The organism is Pseudomonas sp. CFBP 13727, from assembly GCF_014841915.1.
In the GTDB taxonomy this organism is placed as follows: domain Bacteria; phylum Pseudomonadota; class Gammaproteobacteria; order Pseudomonadales; family Pseudomonadaceae; genus Aquipseudomonas; species Aquipseudomonas baltica.
In genome coordinates this window covers 173,482-193,251 of the sequence record NZ_JACYUT010000001.1, presented here as the reverse complement: position 1 = coordinate 193,251, position 19,770 = coordinate 173,482, and the positions used below count along the sequence as shown (strand labels likewise).

15 protein-coding genes are annotated in these 19,770 nt (G+C 63.2%); 5 read left to right on the top strand and 10 right to left on the bottom strand.

Features of this window, described 5'->3' with window-relative positions; translation table 11 throughout:
- Positions 1-1,053: an ABC transporter substrate-binding protein gene (locus IFT76_RS00860; RefSeq protein ID WP_122478209.1), complete on the bottom strand. Its 1,053-nt coding sequence runs from the start codon at positions 1,051-1,053 to the stop codon at positions 1-3.
- 227 nt (positions 1,054-1,280) lie between these two features.
- On the opposite strand from IFT76_RS00860, the gene IFT76_RS00855 reads away from it, so the two are divergent.
- Complete coding sequence (locus IFT76_RS00855) at positions 1,281-2,177, top strand: LysR substrate-binding domain-containing protein (RefSeq protein ID WP_122478207.1); 897 nt, start codon at positions 1,281-1,283, stop codon at positions 2,175-2,177.
- A gap of 116 nt (positions 2,178-2,293) precedes the next feature.
- On the opposite strand, the gene IFT76_RS00850 is transcribed toward IFT76_RS00855, so the two are convergent.
- Positions 2,294-4,648 (bottom strand): FdhF/YdeP family oxidoreductase, encoded by a 2,355-nt coding sequence (locus IFT76_RS00850; RefSeq protein WP_192057128.1) that lies wholly within the window; start codon positions 4,646-4,648, stop codon positions 2,294-2,296.
- Between the two features lie 242 nt (positions 4,649-4,890).
- On the opposite strand from IFT76_RS00850, the gene IFT76_RS00845 reads away from it, so the two are divergent.
- Positions 4,891-6,567 (top strand): NAD-dependent malic enzyme, encoded by a 1,677-nt coding sequence (locus IFT76_RS00845; protein ID WP_192057127.1) that lies wholly within the window; start codon positions 4,891-4,893, stop codon positions 6,565-6,567.
- A gap of 12 nt (positions 6,568-6,579) precedes the next feature.
- Here IFT76_RS00845 and hyi read toward each other — a convergent pair whose 3' ends face one another.
- The 3 genes from hyi to IFT76_RS00830 form a co-directional block, all read right to left on the bottom strand.
- Complete coding sequence (hyi, locus tag IFT76_RS00840; protein ID WP_192057126.1) at positions 6,580-7,362, bottom strand: hydroxypyruvate isomerase; 783 nt, start codon at positions 7,360-7,362, stop codon at positions 6,580-6,582.
- 128 nt (positions 7,363-7,490) lie between these two features.
- Complete coding sequence (locus tag IFT76_RS00835; protein ID WP_122478199.1) at positions 7,491-8,777, bottom strand: MFS transporter; 1,287 nt, start codon at positions 8,775-8,777, stop codon at positions 7,491-7,493.
- Between the two features lie 92 nt (positions 8,778-8,869).
- Positions 8,870-10,081: a pyridoxal-phosphate-dependent aminotransferase family protein gene (locus IFT76_RS00830; protein WP_122478197.1), complete on the bottom strand. Its 1,212-nt coding sequence runs from the start codon at positions 10,079-10,081 to the stop codon at positions 8,870-8,872.
- 153 nt (positions 10,082-10,234) lie between these two features.
- Between IFT76_RS00830 and IFT76_RS00825 the strand changes: the two genes are divergently transcribed.
- Entirely contained in the window at positions 10,235-10,939 is a 705-nt protein-coding gene (locus IFT76_RS00825) for a GntR family transcriptional regulator (protein WP_192057125.1), read from the top strand.
- A gap of 73 nt (positions 10,940-11,012) precedes the next feature.
- On the opposite strand, the gene IFT76_RS00820 is transcribed toward IFT76_RS00825, so the two are convergent.
- From IFT76_RS00820 to nhaR, 3 genes are all read right to left on the bottom strand, one after another.
- Positions 11,013-13,667 (bottom strand): two-partner secretion domain-containing protein, encoded by a 2,655-nt coding sequence (locus IFT76_RS00820; RefSeq protein WP_192057124.1) that lies wholly within the window; start codon positions 13,665-13,667, stop codon positions 11,013-11,015.
- Between the two features lie 196 nt (positions 13,668-13,863).
- Positions 13,864-15,105: a cytosine deaminase gene (codA, locus tag IFT76_RS00815; protein ID WP_192057123.1), complete on the bottom strand. Its 1,242-nt coding sequence runs from the start codon at positions 15,103-15,105 to the stop codon at positions 13,864-13,866.
- 91 nt (positions 15,106-15,196) lie between these two features.
- Positions 15,197-16,099, bottom strand: coding sequence for a transcriptional activator NhaR (gene nhaR, locus IFT76_RS00810; protein WP_192057122.1), 903 nt, complete (start codon positions 16,097-16,099; stop codon positions 15,197-15,199).
- 181 nt (positions 16,100-16,280) lie between these two features.
- Between nhaR and IFT76_RS00805 the strand changes: the two genes are divergently transcribed.
- Positions 16,281-17,036 carry a TerC family protein gene (locus tag IFT76_RS00805; protein WP_192056125.1) on the top strand — a complete coding sequence of 252 codons (756 nt, stop codon included), beginning with the start codon at positions 16,281-16,283 and terminating at the stop codon, positions 17,034-17,036.
- An 85-nt stretch (positions 17,037-17,121) separates the two neighbouring features.
- Here IFT76_RS00805 and IFT76_RS00800 read toward each other — a convergent pair whose 3' ends face one another.
- Positions 17,122-17,301 carry a hypothetical protein gene (locus IFT76_RS00800; RefSeq protein ID WP_122478187.1) on the bottom strand — a complete coding sequence of 60 codons (180 nt, stop codon included), beginning with the start codon at positions 17,299-17,301 and terminating at the stop codon, positions 17,122-17,124.
- 213 nt (positions 17,302-17,514) lie between these two features.
- Between IFT76_RS00800 and IFT76_RS00795 the strand changes: the two genes are divergently transcribed.
- Entirely contained in the window at positions 17,515-18,186 is a 672-nt protein-coding gene (locus IFT76_RS00795; protein ID WP_192057121.1) for a peptidase C39 family protein, read from the top strand.
- Between the two features lie 177 nt (positions 18,187-18,363).
- Here IFT76_RS00795 and IFT76_RS00790 read toward each other — a convergent pair whose 3' ends face one another.
- Entirely contained in the window at positions 18,364-19,647 is a 1,284-nt protein-coding gene (locus IFT76_RS00790) for an NAD(P)/FAD-dependent oxidoreductase (protein ID WP_192057120.1), read from the bottom strand.
- Positions 19,648-19,770: the final 123 nt, after the last annotated feature.

Genomic DNA, 19,770 nt, shown 5'->3' with positions numbered 1-19,770 from the left:
TCAGCGCTCGACGGTACGGTTCCAGCGTGTGGTCCACTCACTGCGCTGCTGGTTGATGGTCTCCCAGTCGACTTTGATCAGGGCACTGACTTTGTCCGGGCCATAGGGCATGCGCGCGGCGATCTCGGGGCTCAGCTCGACGGTCTTGTTGACCGGCGCAAAACCGTTCTCGTGGGCCTGGATGGTTTGCACTTCGGGCGACAGCACGTACTGGATGAACGTCTGTGACAGTTCCGGCTGGGCATTGGGTGTCACCCCGCAGGCGGCCAGTTGCAAGGCCACACCACCTTCCTTCGGGTAGATGAACTTGAGCGGGAAACCGGTGCCCTGCAAGGCCACGGCGCGACCGCTGCCGTAGACCGCCATGACCACATCGCCGTTCTGCATCATGCCGTCCATTTCACCGGGCGCCGACACCCAGGCCAGCACGTTCGGACCGATCTCGTCCTTGAGCGCCTTGAAGCCGGGGTCGATGTTCTTCTCGCTGCCGCCGCGCAGGCGAGCCATCTCCACCAGTGTGTGCAGGCCGTAGGTGTTGGTCACCGGGGGCATGCCGAGCAGTTGCTTGTAGCGTGGGTCGGCCAGGTCTTCCCAGGAGTCGGGGGCGTCCCAGCCACGCTTCTTGAAGGCTTCTTCGTTGTAGCCGATTCCGGTAGCGACCATGCCGATACCAGTGGCCTGTGGGCTGAGGCGAGCCAGCGGGTAAAGGTCCTTGTACACCGGCGCATCGCTAAGGTCGCCGCACAGGCCCTGCTGAAGTGCCTGGTACATGGGCCCGTCGTCCATCATGGCGACGTTGATCTGCTGGCGGCCCTTCTGCGCCTGCAGCTTGGCCAGGGTTTCAGTGGAGTTGCCGGCTACGTAGACTACTTTGACGTCGTGCAGCTTCTCGAAGGCGGGAATGATCTTGCTCTTGTACATCTGCTCGGTAGAGCCGCCGACACCGGCAACGTAGAGGGTCGGGGCGGCGTGGGCGCAGGCGCCGCTCAGAGCGGCGAAAGCGAGGGCGACGCGCAGGGAAGTGAGGCGAAAGGACGGTTGTTGGCTATTCACAGACTATCTCCGAAGTGCAGGGGGCAGATCGAACAATGCGTCGGTCGCTCCGGCGAACCGGGGCCACGCATGCGCTGTGCATGCTCCCGGCCATGGGCGGCGCCGGGTAACGCATCTTGGTGTGCGCTATGTGTATGTGCTGCTGGACTTGAGTATTGCGAGCGTGACGGTATATGGTCAAATACGGATATCGGGCCTAGTCATGCATATTTGATATGGAGGCGTCAGTGAACCTGAGGCAGATCGAAGCGTTCCGCAGTGTGATGCGCATGGGCTCGATGACCGCAGCGGCCGATGTCCTGTACACCTCGCAACCCAACGTCAGTCGACTGATCGCTCAACTCGAGCTGAGCACCGGGCTGACCTTGTTCAAGCGCGCCGGGGTACGGCTGATCCCGACACAGGAGGGTCGCGCGTTCTTTCAGGAGGTGGAGCGCGCATTCGTCGGGCTCGACAGCCTCAAGCATTCGGCGAAGAACATTCGCAACCTGGGCACCGGGCGCCTGCGTGTCGCGGCCGTGCCGTCGACGGGCATGAGCGTGATTCCCGAGGTGCTCAAGACGTTCACGTCGACCCGTCCGGAGCTGACCGTATCCCTGCACGTCAACTCGTCGCCCACCGTTGAACAGTGGGTGAAATCGCAGTTCTGCGACATTGGCATCGTGGTGCATCCGGGCGATGTGGCGAACCATCAGGTCGAGTTGCTGGCCGAGATGGCCGCAGTCTGCGTGTTGCCGGCGGCGCATCCCCTGGCTGAGCACCAGAGCATTACCTTCGCGGACCTGCAGGGGCAGCCTTTCGTGTCGCTGTGCCACGGAGACGGCACGCGGGCGCTGGTCGACGGGCTGTTCGAACAGGCCGGTGTGGAGCGAATCATGGCCCTGGAAGCGCAATACAGCGCGATCAATTGCGAAATGGTTGCGCACGGCATGGGCATAACCCTGGCTCATCCGCTGGTGGCCAGGGATTACCTGCACCGCCAGATCGTGGTTCGACCCTTCCGCCCGGATATTCCCTTGCCGACTTACGTGATCTGGCCCCATGCGCAGAACCGCACCCTGTTGGCCGAGGATTTCATCGACACCCTCAAAGCCCATTACCAGCACCTGACCAAATCCCCGTAGCCCACCTGCAGGTCCGCGGTTATCTGTGGGAGCGGGCTCTGCCCGCGAATCGCGCCGCGGTGCATCAGGCACTCCGCGGTGTCCCTTTCGCGGCCGATGACCGCTCCTACAGGGTGCTAGATCACCTGGTCGGCCAGTGGAACGGCGTGGGCCATGTCTTCGGCGCGGGCCTGGGCCTTGTGCAGGGTGACCGGGATCGACTTGGCGGCGGGCACCTTGCTCTTGCTCGCGTAATGCCACAAGGGCACCAATGCATTGCATTCGGGGTAGTAGGCGCCCGCGCAATTGATCGGGATATCGTAGGCGATGATCTGCATCGGCCCCACCTCGCGGCGCACCTGCGGCTCGATGGCGGTACGAATCGTGACCCAGTCGCCCGGATTGAAACCCAGCCGGACGATGTCGTTGTGGTTCAGGAAGATCACGCTGCGCGTGCCCTTGACCCCGCGAAAACGGTCCTCGTAGCCATACACCGTGGTGTTGAACTGATCGTTGCTGCGCAGCGTCATCAGTTGCAGCACATCGCGCTGTCCGGCGTTCTGCGAGACGTCGTCGTCCTCGTCAAGCGTCTTGGCGGTGACGAACTGCGCCTTGCCCGTGGGTGTGGTCCAGTGGCGCTCGCAAGCGCCCAGCGGCCGGTGGAAACCACCGGGCTCCCACATTCGCGTCTCCATGTCATGGAAGATCTCCGGATAGGTCTGGGCGATGGCCTCCCGCACGCGGGCATAATCCTGGCGCCACAGCTCCCAGGGAATCTGCTCGTTGCCGCTCAGCGTCGCCTGGGCCAGGCCGGCGATGATCGCCAACTCCGCGCGCAAGTGCTCGCTGGCAGGCTCGGCGCGGCCTTCCCAGGCGCGGATGCAGCCGGTGCTGTCCTCGGTGGTGTAGACCTGGCGGCGGCCGTCCTGCACATCGCGCTCGATGCGCCCCAGGCACGGCAGCAGCCAGCCATGCTGGCCGGGGAACAGGTGGGTGCGATTAAGCTTGGTGGCGATCTGCACATTGAGGGCCAGGCCCGACCATGCCGGCTCCATCCGATCGGTGTCCGGCACTGCGCGCAGGAAATTGCCGCCCAGGCCGATGAAGCCCTTCACCTTGCCGGCCACGATGCCCTCGCAGGCATCCACCGTGGCCATGCCCATCTTCTTCGGCACCTGAATGCCGAACAATGCTTCGATCTTGTCCACCGGCACCTTGGCCGGATCCTCGGTGATGCCCACCGTGCGTTGCCCCTGCACGTTGGAGTGCCCGCGCACGGGGCAGATGCCGGCGCCCGGCTTGCCGATGTTGCCGCGCAACAGCAGCAGGTTGACCAGCATCTGCACGTTCTGCACGCCATGGCGATGCTGGGTCAGCCCCATGCCATAGATGATCATCACCCGGTTGCTGCGGGCATACACGGTGGCAGCGGCCTCCAGCGCCGCACGATCCAGGCCGCTGCGCTGTTCCAGCGCGGCCCATTCGTGCTGGTCCACCTGCGCCAGGAAGTCATCGACCCCCTCGGTGTGCTCGGCGATGAAATCATGGTCGATCACCGCCGGCCGGCCGTCGGCATGCGCCGCGCGGTCCATCGCCAGCAGGGCCTTGGCGATGCCCATTACCGCCGCCGTGTCACCGCCGATAGCTACCTGGTGGTATTGCGTGCTGATCACCGTGGAGTCCGGCCCCAGCATTTCCACCGGCGATTGCGGATTGACGAAACGTTCCAGACCGCGCTCGCGCAGTGGGTTGAAGCTGATGATCGGCACCTGGCGCTTGCGCGCCTCCTGCAGTGGATGAAGCATGCGCGGGCTGTTGCTGCCCACGTTCTGACCGAAGAAAAAGATGCAGTCGGTAAGCTCGAAATCCTTCAGGTTCACCGTCCCGACCGGCACCCCGATGCTTTCCTGCAGGCCCACCGAAGTGCTTTCGTGGCACATGTTCGAGCTGTCCGGCAGATTGTTGGTGCCATAGGCGCGAGCCAGCAATTGGTACATGAACGAAGTTTCCAGCGAGGCACGTCCCGAGGCGTAGAACACCACACTGTCGGGTTCCAGCCCGCGCAGTTGCTCGCCGATGCCCTGGTAGGCTTCCTCCCACGTGGTGGTCACATAACGATCACTGGGCGCGTCGTAGCGCATCGGATGAGTCAGGCGCCCGTTGCGTTCGAGCTCGTAGTCGCTCCAGGTGCGCAGCTCGCTGAGGCTATGCTTGGCAAACAGCTCGGGACCTGTGCGCAGCGCGGTCAGCTCCCAGGCGGTCGCTTTGGCGCCGTTCTCGCAGAATTCCAGGGCGTGAGGATTGCCTGGCTTTGCCCAGGCACAGCTGACGCAGGCGAACCCGTCGGGTTTGTTTTGCCGCAACAGCGCAGCAGGGCCCTTGCCCAAGGCCTGCTGGCGCCAAAGGATATTCATCACCGAAAACGCCGATCCCCAGCCTCCGGAAGAAGAGGTGTAGGGTTGATAGCGCGCTCTGGGGTGAATGATCTGCATGGTCTGGATCCTCGGATGCGGATGCCTCGGTGCATGAGGCATGCATTTACGACGGCCCGTGATCGGCAAAGGTTCGAAGAGCTTTACGCGGCGCTGCCTGCAGGCTGTTCTCGCGCACTTCATCCGGCACGGCCCCTCGGTCAGCGCTGGCGCCGCAGCGGCGATTGCGCTAAAACCGATGGCACCCTTTGGCAAAGGCGTCTATTTTGAATGCAAAATACAAAAAGCAAGGGAGAGACAGCATGACCAGCTCCGCCAAACGCCCGATCAAGGTCCCGTTCACCGGCCCGGCACTGCTTGCCACGCCGTTGCTGAACAAGGGCACCGCTTTCACCGCGCAAGAGCGCGACACCTTGCATTTGCAAGGCTTGCTGCCCCAGCAGATCGAGACCATCGACCAGCAATGCGCGCGGGCCTATCACCAGTTCCAGGCATGCTCGACCGACCTCGAGCGCCACGTGCTGCTGCGCTCGATCCAGGACTCCAACGAAACACTGTTCTACCGCCTGGTCGACGACCACATCGACGAGATGCTGCCGATCATCTATACCCCCACGGTCGGCAAGGCGTGCCAGGAATTCTCGCGCATCTACCGCAGCCATCGCGGCTTGTTCATCAGCATCGACGATGTCGAGCGCATGGACGAAATCCTCAACAACGTGACCAAGGACAACGTCAAGGTCATCGTCGTCAGTGACTGCGAGCGAATCCTCGGCCTGGGCGACCAGGGCGTGGGCGGCATGGGCATCCCCATCGGCAAGTTGTCGCTGTACACCGCCTGCGGTGGCATCAGCCCGGCCTACACCCTGCCGGTGGTGCTCGATGTGGGTACCAACAACCCCGAGCGACTTGCCGACCCGCTGTATTTCGGGCGTCGCGAAGAGCGTGTGCGCGGTGAACGCTACGAAGCTTTCGTGCAGGCGTTCGTCGAGGGCGTGCAGCGGCGCTGGCCGGAGGCTATCCTGCAGTTCGAGGATTTCGCCCTGAGCAATGCCATGCCACTGCTCGAGCGGTTCCGTGACCAGCTGTGCTGCTTCAACGACGATATCCAGGGCACCGCCGCCGTCACTGTGGGCACCTTGCTGGCCGCGTGCAAGGTCAAGGGCCAGAAGCTTTCCGAGCAGACCGTGGCATTCGTCGGCGCCGGTTCCGCCGGGTGCGGCATCGCCGAGCAGATCATCACTGCCATGCAGCTGGAAGGGCTGAGCGACAAGCAGGCGCGCAGCCGTGTCTATCTGCTCAACAGCAAGGGCCTGCTGACCGACCGCCAGCCCGACCTGTACGACTTCCAGCAACGCCTGGCCCACGACAGCCAGACGCTGGCCTCCTGGTCGTTCTCCGGGCAGTGGCCGACCCTTCTGGAAGTCGTGGCCAACGCCAGGCCAAGTGTGCTGATCGGCGTTTCCGGCAAAGCCGGTCTGTTCACCGAGGAAGTGGTGAAAACCCTGTACCAGCATTGCCCGGCGCCGATCGTCATGCCGCTGTCCAACCCCACCTCGCAGATCGAAGCCCACCCCAAGGACATCCTGCAGTGGACCGAAGGCAACGCGCTGGTGGCCACCGGCAGTCCATTCCTGCCGATCGAAGTGTTGGGCCGTACTTTCCCCATCGCGCAGTGCAACAACTCCTACATCTTCCCCGGTGTGGGACTGGGTGCCATTGCCAGCCGGGCCACGCGCGTTACCGACGGTATGCTCATGGCCTCGGCACAGGCGCTGGCCGACAGCGCGGCAGCGGGGCAGATGCTGCCACCGTTGCGCGACGTGCAGGCGGTCAGCAAACGCATTGCCCTGGCGGTAGGCCTGGCAGCGCAGAAGGACGGCGTGGCTGCACCGATGGATGAGGCCGCGTTGCGCGAGGCAATCGACGTGCATTTCTGGAAGCCGGAATACCGCGCCTACGAACGCCAGCCTCTGTAGCGCGCCGGGGGCTCAGGCCAGGTTGTGGCTCTTCATCCAGCCAAGCCCGGCCTCGGTTCCATTCAGCGGTTTGTACTCGCACCCCACCCAGCCCTGGTAGCCGATCCGGTCCAGGTGCTGGAACAGGAAACGGAAATTGATTTCCCCGGTGCCCGGTTCGTGGCGGCCGGGGTTGTCCGCCAGCTGCACGTGGCCGATAGCCTGCAGGTGCGACTGCAACGTGCGCGCCAGATCACCCTCCATCACCTGCATATGATAGATGTCGTACTGCAGGAACAGATTGTCGTGGCCCACCTGTTCGCGAATCGCCAATGCTTGCTGTGTGCCGTTCAGGTAGAAGCCGGGCATGTCGCGGGTGTTGATCATCTCCATCACCAGGCGAATGCCATGACTCGCCAGCGCGTCGCTGGCGTAGCGCAGATTGTCGACGAGGGTCCGTTGCGCCAGTTGCGGGTCGTCGCCGGGCGGGGCGATACCGGCCAGGCAGTTGATCCGGGTATTGCCCAGCACCTTGGCATACTCGATGGCCGTGGCCACGCCGGCGCGGAACTCCTCGCGGCGGTCCGGCAGGCAGGCGATCCCGCGCTCACCGCTATCCCAATCGCCGGGTGGCAGGTTGAACAACACTTGGGTCAGGCCGTGCTGCTGCAGTCGCGCCTTGATCTCGGCGCTGTCGAAGTCGTAGGGAAAAAGGAATTCCACACCCCTGAACCCGGCCTTGGCGGCGTGGGCGAAGCGTTGCAGGAATTGATGTTCGGTGAACAGCATCGAAAGGTTGGCACACAAACGAGGCATGGCAGGCTTCTCCAGGCAGGAGGCGTGGCGACGGGCGCGTGATACAGGCCGGCCCGCCGCCTCACCGGTCCAGGTTATCGTACTCCTTGCTCAGGATTGTTTCGCGCCTGATGTCAATGCGCCAACAGTCACTTGGGCACCGCGACAGCCACCGGCGTGGCGGCTGCGGGAAGCTCGTAGACGAAGCGGTTCTGTGGGCGCATGCGGAACGACAGCACCACGCCAATGGCCAGCAGCACGATGCTGACCATGAACGGCAGCTGCCAGTTGCCGAACTTGTCGATCAGCAGTCCGGCGGCCACCGGGCTGATGATCGCGGCCATGGCCGATCCGGTGTTCATCATGCCACTGGCGGTACCGCAATGGTCCGGGGCGATGTCCATGGGAATCGCCCACATCGGCCCGATGGTCATCTCTGAGAAGAAGAACGCGATGGCCAGGCAAGCCAGCGAGACGTACATGTCGTGGGTGAACATCAGTGGCAGCAAGGCTACCAGGGTCAACGACAGGCAGATCGCAACCATCAGGCTGCGCGCCCGGTTGAGGTTGCCGGTGCGTTTGTAGATGCGGTCGCTGACGATGCCGCCCAGGGTGTCGCCGACCACGCCGCCGAAGAACACGGTCGAGGCGAATATAGCGGTGCTTTTCAGGTCCAGGCCCATGTTCATGAAGTACATGGGGACCCAGCTCAACAGCAGCCACAGGGTCCAGCCATAGCAGAAGTAGACGATGGTGACCGGGGCCATGCGCCGGAACAGTCGTCCCCAAGGCAGCTTGATGGTGTTCTTGGGCTTGGGCGCAGGCAGGGCGTCCAGCTCCTGCTGGGTGATGCGCGGGTGATCCTTGGGTTGTTCGGTGAACACCAGCGCCCACAGCGCGACCCAGACGAAACTGATGCCGGCACAGACATAGAACGACTCGCGCCAGCCGTAGGCCGCCATTACCGCGACCATCGCAGCCGGCGCCAGCGCGTTGCCCAGGCGGGCGAAGGCGTGGGTGATGCCTTGGGCGAAGCCGCGGTTCTCCTTGCCGACCCAGCGCGACATGGCCGCAGTGGCAGCGGGGAAGGTGGCGCCTTCGCCCAACCCCAGCAACACCCGCGCCACGATCAGGGAAACGAAGCCGCCAGCCATGCCGGTGAGCACCGTGGCGCTGGCCCAGATCAGCCCGCACACCACCAGGGTGCGCTTGGCGCCGAAACGGTCGCTGACCCAGCCGCCGATGATCTGGAACACCAGGTAGGGGTAGGCGAAGGCCGAGAAGACGATGCCGATCTCGGTCTTGGTGAGGTTGAATTCCTTGCCGAAACCGACCGCAGCGGTACTGACGTTGACCCGGTCCAGGTACGTGATGAAATACATGGCGCACAGCATGACCAGCACCATGGTAGTGGGGCGCAGATATAACCGCTTCATGTTCTATCTCCAGTTTCTTATTGTTTACGCCCGCAGGCGTTGATTCGGGATAGTCAGTCGCATCGGGCGCAGCCAGGGGCAGCGCCGGTGATTCACTCGCGGCGCAGGGGCACGTGCTGCCCGCCCAGGTAATCCATGGCGGCCAGCACGCCGCTGGCGTCCAGTTTGACCCCGGCCATCTGCAAGCCCATTTCGCAACCACTCAGGGTGGCCATCAAGGTCAGGTCGTTGCAGTCGCCCAAGTGGCCGATGCGGAACATGCGCCCCTTGAGCTTGCCCAGGCCGGTGCCCAGCGACATGTCGAAGCGCTCGTAGATGGTCTTGCGCACCTGGTCGGCGTCGACGCCTTCGGGCGTCATCACACCCGTGAGTACCGGGCTGTAGACACTGGGATCGGCGCACTGGATGGGCAGGCCCCAGGCCTGCACGGCGGTACGGCAGGCCTGGGCCAGGCGTTGGTGGCGGGCGAAGACGTTGTCCAGGCCTTCGCCGAGAATCATGTCCAGTGCCTCGGAAAGGCCATAGAGCAGGTTGGTATTGGGCGTGTAGGGCCAGTAGCCGGTCTTGTTCATCTCGATGATGTCATCCCAGGCCCAGAAGCTGCGCGGCAGGCCACCGCGCTGGCTGGCTTCGATGGCCTTGGGCGAGAGCGCGTTGAAGCTTATGCCGGGAGGCAGCATGAGGCCTTTCTGCGAGCCGGAGATGGTCACGTCCACGCCCCATTCGTCATGGCGATAATCAGCCGAGGCGAGCCCGGAGATGGTGTCCACCAGCAACAGGGCAGGGTGCCCGGCGGCATCGATGGCCCGTCGTACGGCAGGAATGTCGGAAGTCACTCCGGTGCTGGTTTCGTTGTGCACCACGCACACCGCCTTGATCCGGTGCTCGCTGTCCTGTTCCAGGCGCGCCTGGATCATGTCTGCACGCACGCCGCCGCGCCAGCCTTCGATGCCTGGCAGGCCGATGAATTCCGGCTTGAGCCCCAGGCTGATGGCCATCTTCTGCCAGAGGCTGGCGAAATGGCCTGTTTCGAACATCAGCACCTCGTCGCCTGCGCTCAACGTGTTGCACAGTGCCGCTTCCCACGCACCGGTGCCTGAAGCGGGGTAGATGATCACCGGGTGGCGGGTCTTGAAGATCTGCTGAATGCCTTCGAGCACCTTGAGGCCCAGTTCACCGAACTCGGGGCCGCGGTGATCGATGGTCGGGTAGCTCATGGCGCGCAGGATACGATCGGGTACCGGGCTGGGGCCCGGGATCTGCAGAAAATGGCGGCCGGCAGGATGGAAGTCGAGCTTGAGCATGGGTCAACCCTTTGTTGTTGTATTTTGAATGCAAAATTACATTAGCAGTTGGGGGCGCTGTGTCAAACCACTCAATTGCGCTAATATCCGCCTAGATTTGCGCTTTTTAGAATAAGAAAAGCTCGCGTTAACCCATCGCTACAAGGAGTTTGCATGCAGTCTTCGTCAATGGCCGCCCCGGCCACGCCCGCGCTGCAATTGCCACGTCTCGAACGGCAGCGTCTGCACGACACCGTGGTAGAGCACTTGCGTGGGTTCATCACCGAGGGGGTGCTGCCGCCCGGTACCAAGCTGAACGAGCGCGAGTTGTGTGAGACGTTGGGTATTTCACGCACGCCTCTGCGCGAGGCGCTGAAGGTGCTGGCCGGGGAAGGCCTGATCGAAATCAACCCGAACCGCGGAGCCAGCGTCGCGCGCATGAGCGAATTGGAAATTCGCGAGGCATTCGAGCTGATGAGTGGCCTGGAAGCCTTTGCCGGAGAACTGGCGTGCGAGCGCATCACCGAAGCGGAGCTGGAGCAGATCAAGGCTTTGCACAATGCCATGGTGGTGAGCAAGAGCCAGCATGACCTAGTGGGTTACTACCAGCGCAACCGCGCCATCCACGACCTGATCAACCTGGCGTCACGCAACTCGGCGCTGCGCCAGATGTACCTCACGGTGAACCGCCGCCTGCAGGCGTTGCGGTTCCTGTCCAACCAGCAGGCACCCAAGTGGGATCGCGCCCTGCACGACCATGAACAGATGATCGAAGCCCTCCAGGCTCGCGACGGCAAGCGCCTGAGCGCGATCCTGCGCCAGCATTTGCTGGAAAAGCGCGACGCCATCATGCTGCTGGTACAAACCACCCGGCCCTGATCTGCGACGCTCGCTTCGCAGTCACTGACGCTCACACGGATACAGGGTCGGGTTCTGGATTCGCCTGCGTGGGTCAGCGCAAGCTCAGCGGGATGTTCAGATCGCTGATGCGCTGGGCGGTATCGGCACCGACCGTGCCGGCCACGAACGCCGACTCGCGGGTCGTGCCGTTTTTACTGGGCGCTTGCACGTCCAGGGCTGCCAGTGGCAAACCCGTCGGGGCTTGCCAGCTCGACCGTCGCGGCGGAATGTAGCCATGGTAATGGCTGCGTATCGCATCGCTGTCCAACACCGGCGTGTCTTTGAACGATGCCAGGCTGCCGGCAATCGTCAAGCGACCCGCTGCGTTGACCGAAGCGGCATGGGTGGCCAATCGCACCGCCGAGATGTCTATATCGCCGCCCGCTTTCATGGCGAAGCCGTTATGCACACGGTCCGTCACGGGCGTACGAGCATTACCGTCGGTTGACACGAAATGATACTCAGGCAGATCGTTGTCCAACCATATCGCCCGGTTGCGCGGTCCCGCAGGCTCCAGGCTGGCGGTAAGCTGGATATCGCTGGCCTGCAGCTTGATGTCGCCCTTGCTGTCCAGCTCCGAGCCAGCCACGTCGAGCATCGCGCCTGCAGTGACTTGCACGGTGCCACCGGCCAGCGTGCTGCGCGCCCGTGATTCCTTGAAGCCCGTACGGTTCCAGGTGCCTTGCGATGCACCGGCCATTGGGCTCCAATGCGACCCACTGAGGGTGAAGCCTTCCGTTTCGCCGATGCCGCTTATCCAGACGTTGTCCTGGGCGTCGAGGGTCAGGGCAGTGCCTGCCAACAGGTGGGAGCCCGCGATGGAAATGTCACCGTCTCTGAAGGTCGACCGACGCGCGCGCAGTGCCAGTGTGCCGCTGGCTGCCAGCACGCTGGGGCTGATAGCTGTAGACGTGCGATCGAAGCCGCGCGCTGCCTGTGCGGCGCTCGGACGCGCACCTTCGAGATGCATGCGCGCGCTGGAACCCTCGATGGCGATGTTGCCCTGGCTGTGCAGACCCACACTTGCTGCCGACAGCCTGCTGCCGCTGATGGAGATGTCCGTGCCCCGGATCGACAGCTCGCCGTCGAGGGCATTCAGCTGCGTCGGCAACTGATACGCATGGGTGCGCGCGGCCTCATGGGCGCGGGTCTCGGTCAAGGTCACGCGCCGCACGTCGGCACCTTGGCTCGAGGTGCTGCGCAGATCCAGTCCAGCGATCTCCGTGGCCCCCGACCCGCCGATGTGCAGCGAATGGCTCGCATCGATTGTTGCACCCACCAGCCTGGCGCTGGGGAGTGTGACCGAGCCGCCGCTGATATGGCTGGCGTTGGCTCGCTCGACGTAGGTAGAGGCGTTGTCTTCAGGGCTATCGGACGAAGCGAGCCGAACGCTGCGCGCGTGTGTGTCCACCTTCGCCCCGACCTCGACGCCTCCGCGCACCGTGTAGATCCCGACGTGCTCCGGTCCATCGATACGGCTGGCCGCGATTTCGATGCCGTTGACCCCGTCCAGGCGCACCCGCCCCTGAGCGATCAGGCTATTGCCCACATGCCGCAGCGTGCGTTCGGTGATGTGAGCGTCGGATTCCCCCTGCGCCAGGGTGAACCAGTGATCCTCGGCAAGCGCCGGTCGCTGTGTTTCGGTCTGGTGAGCGAGGGCGTCCAGCTTCAGGCGCGCACCTGAACGTGCGTCGATGTGTCGACCCGTGACCGCCAGCGACGTCAGCGTCAAGTCACTTGCGGCTGACAGGCTCACGTCCTCGTCACCCGCGTCGAGCGTGGCCTGGGCGGGCTCGCCGTTCTGGCGGGCAGTGGAACTGATCGCCAGCGCCCCGGCCGACGCGATCTGGATACCTTGGGCGGCGTGCATGCCAGTGATGCCCATGTTCACGCCGGCACCGGCCTGGGTGCTGATGACCTTGATGCGCCGGGCGTGCATGGCGCCCAGCAGGTTGGCGTCGACCGCCGTCTGCGTCGGTGCAGTGTCGGTGCTGGCCAGCGTTCGCGCATCGACCTGCTGGCGACCCATCAGCAAGCTCAAATCGCCACCCGCCGTCATGTCGCCGCTGACCATCACGCTGGGTGCGATCAATTGTACGGAGCCGGCGCCAACGTTCACCCCAGCTTGGCCGACCACCAGGCGCTGCTGCGAATCACGCGTGTCATAGCGCGCGATCGCGCCGTCTGCCAGCACCGCTGTGCCCACCACGTAAGTCGCCGTGTCGTGTTGACCCAAGGCCAAGTGGGCGCCATTGAGCTCGATGCCATTGGGGTTGCTCAACACGTAGTCGGCGGCCTGGCCGAAGATGACTTGCTCGCCGTCGATACGGGAGCCACGCGTGCCCACCACTTCGTTGAGAATGGTGCGAGCGGCGACATCGACCAACTGCGGGTTGGCTGCAACCGTGATATCGAGCCCGCCAACACTGGCTTGTCCTGCGGCCAGGCTGTTGTTCAATACCACACCGGCGGCGCCAACGTTGTAGTCCTGCCAACGGTTGTGGGAAAGACCCTGGGCATTGGGTGCAACGATGGCAATCACCGGTGCGGGCGTTTGGCTGTCGACCAAGGCGGTGCCCATCGGGCCATCGATTGCCACCAATCCGGTGGCCATGGCAGGTTCGAGGGCCGTCAGCAGGGCCATGGAGATGGCCATGCCGAGCGTGTGTCGGGTCAAGGAAGGGGTGCTGCAGGCTGCTGGTTGCACGTGGATGCTCCTCTCGGGGGCTGGGAAACATGGGCAAGCGGCGGGAAGAATCCGCCGTCGGCCACTCTAGAGAGGAGGGGGTCCGGTAATGAGTGCAGGAAGGATCCTTGTGCTGTAGGACGTGTCTGTCAGATACAACGTCAGCGGCCGACGGTGCCAGTTGGCTCGGGACCGGCACCGAGCAGGGTCCAGCCCGTCAGCCGAGATTGAACTCCACCCGCTCCGGTACCCGATTCATCAATACCCGGCCGCCGCGAATCGACACCCGCGCCTTGGCCTGTTGGCGCACCGCTTCATAGTCGCTCTCGGCGCCCAGGATCACCATGTTGGCCGGGCGGCCCACGGCGATGCCATAGCGTTCGCCCAGGTTCAGCGCGCGGGCGCTGTTGTCGGTGACCAGGTCGAGCGAGCGCTGCAGGTCTTCGAAGCCCATCATGTGACAGATGTGCAGGCCCGCATCCAGGACCCGCAGGATATTGCCGTTGCCCAGCGGGTACCACGGGTCCTTGATGGAGTCCTGGCCGAAGCAGACATTCATGCCCGCCCGATCCAGCTCGGCTACGCGGGTCACGCCGCGGCGCTTGGGAAAGGTATCGAAACGCCCCTGCAGGTGAATGCTTTCGGTCGGGCAGGACACGAAGCTGATCCCCGACTGTTTGAGCAGGCGGAACAGTTTCGAGCAATAGGCGTTGTCGTACGAGCCCATCGCCGTGGTGTGGCTGGCCGTGACCCGGCTGCCCATGCCACGCACGCGAGCTTGTTCGGCGAGTACTTCGAGAAACCGTGAATGCGGATCATCGGTCTCGTCGCAATGCACGTCCACCAGGCAACCGGTGCGCTCGGCCAGGTCCATGAGGAAGCTGATCGAGCTGACGCCCTGCTCTCGAGTGTTCTCGAAGTGCGGAATTCCGCCCACCACGTCGGCGCCCATGGCAACTGCGCGCTCCATCAGCTGGCGGCCATCAGGGTAGGACTCGATACCTTCCTGGGGAAACGCCACGATCTGCAGATCGATCAGGTGGCGCGCTTCTTCGCGCACTTCGAGCATGGCCTTGAGCGCGCCCAGGGTCGGGTCGGTCACATCGATGTGCGTGCGTACGTGCTGGATGCCGTGTTCGGCGAGCATGCCGATGGTGGTCAGGGCGCGCTGTTTGGTGTCTTCGTGGGTGATGCTCGCCTTGCGTTGGCCCCAGCGTTCGATGCCTTCGAACAGGGTGCCGCTCATGTTCCATTGCGGATCACCGGCCGTGAGGGTGGCGTCCAGGTGAATGTGCGGCTCGACCAGCGGCGCTATCAACAATTGCCCCTGTGCGTCGATGTCATCCCCATGAGCCTGGACCCTGTTGGTTTGTGCCTGGACCGCCGCTATACGGGCACCGCTGCAGGTGACGGTGTGGAGGCCTTCGGTCTTGCGCAACCTGGCGTTGATGATCTTCATGGGGGCACCCTTTGTGTAAAAGCCGATGACCAATGTTGCCATAGTTGTCCGCAAGCCCCCGGAAAAACCTCGGGCGATGTGCGGCCGCGGGTCAGGCCGGCGCGGTGAACAGCTCGCGGCGTGCACCTTCGGTGATGGCCACGATGCCAGGGTGCTTGACCTTGCGCTCTACCGAAATCACGTAGAAAGACTCGGTGACGGCTTCGGTCTGCCCGATCAGCCGCACTTGGTACTGGGTCATGATTTCCTCGGCAATCACACTGGGCGCGATGAAGATGCCGCTGCCCGACTGCCCGAAGGCCTGCATCAGTGCACTGTCGTCGAACTCGCCGACCACCCGCGGCAGCAGCCCTTGATCGCCGAACCAGCGCATCAGCCGGCTGCGCAGCACGCTCTCCTGGCCGGGAATCAGCAGCGGTGCACCGTGCAGGCACTGCGGGAAATCGCCGCCATGGCGTGCGGCCAGCTGCTCGGTAGCGAAGAAGCTGATGCCGCATTCGCCCAGCTTCTGGCTGTAGCCCTTGATGTCCAGGTGTGATGGCATCGGACTGTCGGAGATGACCATGTCCAGACGCTGGATCGCCAGGTCAGCCAGCAGCCGCTCCAGCTTGTCTTCCCGGCAGGTGATGCGCAGGGGTTCGCTCAGTTCCATGGTCGGTGCAATCAGCCGATACACGATCGACTTGGGCACCACGTCGGCCACGCCCACCCGAAAAGGAATCTGTTCCTCATCGGGTTGGGTCCGCAGCACCGCCTCCAGTTCTCCGCCAATCTGGAACATGCGTTCGGCGTAGGGCAGGGCCTGGCGACCCGCCTCGGTGAGCTCAAGGTGCCTGCCAACACGCCGAAACAATTTCACACAGAACGTTTCTTCAAGCAGGCTGATCTGACCGCTAATGGTTTGTGCGGTGAGGTTGAGTTGCTCACTGGCACGCACGATGCTCCCGGTGCGCGCAACGACCCAGAAATAGTGAAGCTGACGATAATTGAGCACGGCGACCTACACTTCGTAAAAACCGAAGTGTAACTGGTAAAAATACGAATTTTCCAGAGGTGTCCGTGTCTCTAGAATGCCTCGCTAGCAAAGAGCCAGTAGTTGGGGCTTGCTAGCGTGCGCGGCACCAGCCGAGCCTCTCCAGACATTCAGCGAACCGTGATAAGGGCAGGAACGATACATGGAATACCTACTGGAACTGGCTTCAAGCCCCACCGCCTGGGTGGCATTGGTGACCCTGGTGATCATGGAAGTCGTGCTGGGCATCGATAACCTGATATTCATCTCGATTCTGACCAACAAGCTGCCCAGGGAAATTCAGGCCAAGGCACGCCGTATCGGTATCAGCATGGCGCTGATCCTGCGCCTGGGCCTGCTGAGTACCGTGGCGTACATCGTGCAACTGACCGAGCCGGTTTTCTCCGTGCTGGATCACTGGTTCTCGTGGAAGGACGTCATCCTGATCGCCGGTGGCTTGTTCCTGCTGTGGAAAGCGACCAAGGAGATCCACCACACCGTGGATCCGGTCGATCAGGAAGAGGCGAAGATCGGCGACAAGGTAAGCATGAGCTTCGCCTCGGCGATCGGTCAGATCCTGGTGCTGGACCTGGTGTTCTCCATCGACAGCATCATCACCGCCGTGGGCATGACCGAGCACTTGCCGATCATGATCATCGCCGTGGTCAGCGCCGTCATCGTGATGCTGGTGGCCGCAGAGCCTCTGGCCAAGTTCATCAACGACAACCCTACGGTGGTCATGCTGGCCCTGGGCTTCTTGATAATGATTGGCATGACGCTGATCGCGGAAGGCTTCGGTGCACACGTGCCTAAAGGCTATATCTACGCAGCGATGGCGTTCTCGGCGACGATCGAGGGCTTGAACATGTGGTCGCGAAGGTCCAAGCAGCGCAAGCTGGCGGCCAATCGCGAAGCGTAAAGGCGGCAGACAAAGCGAGGGGGCATGGATGCCCCCTTTTTTTCGCCTTTGATTTTAGGCTGGCTTGACGTTCCGGATGGACGGGTCAGACGTGCTGAGGAGTCCCGGTGCGACGGGGTGCGGCCGGCGCAGAGCGCTTGGCTGCTCGAGGCTGCGGCTGCGCGTGCTGGTGGCGGCGAGCGATTCGCAGCACCCCCCAGAGCATGGCGGCCGCTACGGCCATCCAGCCGGCAATCAGGCTGAAGATTATCATTGCAAGGCTCATCACTACCTCCATTGCTTTCGCGTCTTCTAGGTCACGTAATAGATGACCTTGAGGGTTTGCGGGCGTTTCAACCTATTGACGAAAGGTCATTTGCGTGCATCGGCCGGGCCTGTGCGGCCGTCCATTGTTCAGCCGCTATACCGCTGGCTGCGGGAAATCTATGATGGCTGTTCCGGCGTCACAGTGTGTGTCGCCACGGAGCAAGGGAATACGATGCAGCCCAGATCTAACGTCGTGGCCGGTCTACTGCTGGCGTGCAGCCTGGTAGCAGGCCTGGCCGGTTGCGCAAGCAACAACGGCCCGGCACTGCCTGGCCTGGCGGACCGAGTGGAGCTCAACGGCGTACCGTTCTATCGGGGCAACGCCAATCAGAGTGGCTCGATGGTGCTGGCCAGCATGCTCTCGCAACAAGGCATTACCATTACACCTGGGTTGCTGGATCCGGCGCTGAAACTGCCCGGTGAAACCGATCGCCTGCAGCAGAACATCACGCAGGTAGCCCGCGAGTATGGCTTGCTGGTGTATGCGCTCGATCCGCAGCTCAACGCGTTGCTGACTCAAGTGGCGGCGGGTAACCCGGTGTTGCTGCGCTACAGCGAGGGCTCGGCGTTCTGGTCGCAACCGCGGTATGCCTTGTTGGTGGGCTATGACCGATTCAAACGGCACGTTTTGCTGCGCTCGGGGATGAACCGACGTCTGACGATGGATTTTGACAGCTTCGATTCGGCGTGGAAGAGTGCCGGTGCCTGGGCCATTCTGGTTCAGCAACCCAACCAGTTGCCGGCCAAGGTCGACCGCCAGCGCTGGCTGGACGCCGCTGGCGAAACCGCCGCCGCCGGCCAGGAACCCGCCGCAGCCCGCGCCCGCAAAGCGCTCGGCTCCTGAACGCTTCCGCCGTAGGAGCGGTCATCGGCCGCGAAAGGGGTTGTCGAGGTGTATCAGGTAAAGCGCCTATACCGCCGACGCGGCTTGCGCCGCTGCTACAGCGGATCGCGGTGCCTGTAGCAGCGGCGCGAGCCGCGTCCAGGGACGCCGCAGGGTTTCAGGCTGCTCGCGCTCCGATCAAAACCCCAGGCGATCGCGCAGGCTGTAATACCAGGCGCCCAGTTGGGTCAGCGGCGCGCCGAAGGTGCGGCCACCAGGGAAAGGGTAATGGGGCAGATCGGCGAAAGCGTCGAAACGTTCGGCCTGGCCGCTGAGCGCCTCGGCGAGCACCTTGCCCGCCAGATGGGTGTAGGTCACCCCATGCCCGCTGCAACCCTGGGAATAATAGATGTTTTCGCCCAGGCGGCCCATCTGCGGCAGCCTCGACAAGGTCAGCAGGAAGTTGCCCGTCCAGGCGTAGTCGATCTTTACCTGCGCCAACTGCGGGAACGCCTTGAGCATCTTCGGTCGGATGATCGCCTCGATATTGGCGGGATCCCGCGCTCCATACACCACGCCACCGCCGAAAATCAGGCGCTTGTCGGCCGTCAGGCGGTAGTAGTCGAGCAGATAGTTGCAGTCTTCCACACAGTAGTCCTGCGGCAGCAGGCTGCGCGCCAGTGCCTCGCCCAAGGGTTCCGTGGCGATGACCTGAGTGCCGCAGGGCATGGACTTGGCCGCCAGTTCCGGTACCAGCTCGCCCAGGTACGCATTGCCGGCAACGATCACGAATTTTGCCCGCACCCGGCCCTGAGCTGTGTGCACGACAGGATTGGCGCCACGCTCGATACGCAGGGCCGGGGACTGTTCATGGATGCGCCCGCCGAGCGATTCGACCGCTGCCGCTTCGCCCAGCGCCAGGTTCAAAGGGTGGATATGCCCGCCGCTGACATCCAGCAGACCGCCCACGTATTGCTCGCAATCGACGACCTGGCGGATGCGCGTCTGGTCCATCAGCTCCAGCTGGGTGTGCCCATAACGTTCCCACAGGCGCTGTTGACCCTCCAGGTGCTTCATCTGTTTGACCGTCAGCGCAGCGAATACGCCACCGTTCTTCAAGTCGCAATTGATGCCGTAGCGAGTAACCCGGTCGCGAATGATCCGCGCGCCCTCGAAAGCCATGTCGCCGAGCAACCGCGCCTGTTCGGCACCGACGCTGCGTTCGATCACATCCAGATCCCGGCTGTAGCTGTTGACGATCTGCCCACCGTTGCGCCCCGAAGCACCGAAGCCGACCTTGGCCGCCTCCAGTACGCAAACGCTGAAACCGCGTTCGAGCAGGAACAGCGCACTGGACAGCCCGGTGTAGCCTGCGCCAATGATGCACACGTCCGTTTCGATATCATCCTGGAGGGCAGGGCGAGACGGCGCTGCATTGGCAGATGCGGCGTAGAAGGACGGGGGGTATTGCATGCTGGACATCCGGCAACCTCGGCTCGATGGGATTTCGCCTGTGCCGGGATGCTATCGCAGTTGCCCTTGCCTCACCAGCATGCCGAATTCACCCGCGCCAAAAATAATTCCGCATTTCATAGGGTTAGCGCG